Raw genomic sequence first — 942 nt, forward strand, 5'->3', positions numbered from 1 at the left:
TACGATATCAGCCTCGGTCTCGTTGGCTAGATATGTGTATAAGAGACATCTTCTCTAAAGATAGTGGGTTAGTATTTGATCTAAAAGAAAACTTTAAGTCTATAGGCCACTTTAAATATATCAGCTCCTACAGTTATTTACTGTATTTATATGCCTATATAACTTCATTATATACAAATATACTTGACATGCGATTGCTGGGTGCCATTTTAAAAATGGCATTTATAATTGCTCTGTATTTTGTATTCAAAAAATTATCAGGAAGGAAGGGGAAGAGTGCTGACTTTATTTTTATTGCACTATCATTGTTGCTCGTATCATCGTCCAATCTATCCATGTTCAACTCTTTCTATCAGGAACAAGTCTTATTAATTTGCATTCCTTTAATAATAATATATATGGAGAGAAGAGATACTAAAGGAATAGTATTGATGTATACATTTTTAGCCATACTGACGACTTCCAAGAGCCAGTTTGCGTTAACACCTCTTATATTTATTTTGCATCAAGTGATTTTTGATAGGCATAAACTAAAGCTAAAAATATCGCTATCTCTCTTATGCTTACTATTAGGTGTTTTATGCATTACCTTTTCTAAAGGAGCGGTAAGCTTAAACAAATATCACTCTAACTACTATGGGATATATCAACTAATGAAAAATAATAAAGTTGAGCTCCCTGAAAATGTAGACCTTGAGTGTGTGGGAGTTGATGCGTGGGGTAATAAATATGACATAGCAAAAGGCGCTCTGTCTAGCGACATTGGTGAATTTTGTTATAAAAAAAACATTAACACATCATTTTCTGATACGATTAAATCGTTCCTTGGCAATCCATCGCTAATATTGACACTGCCTTATGATTTAGGCATGAAAGAGCAATATACAGAAAACTACATTCATGTTTTCAAATCCTTCCATTTAATTGAAAACAACCATGGCC

1 pseudogene is annotated in these 942 nt (G+C 33.0%); it reads left to right on the forward strand.

The window, feature by feature from the left end:
• Positions 1-431: 431 nt before the first annotated feature.
• Positions 432-942: pseudogene (locus IPZ49_RS23030) on the forward strand (hypothetical protein); the annotation flags it as partial.

The organism is Enterobacter cloacae complex sp. S2 (assembly GCF_015159675.1).
Lineage (GTDB): Bacteria > Pseudomonadota > Gammaproteobacteria > Enterobacterales > Enterobacteriaceae > Enterobacter > Enterobacter intestinihominis.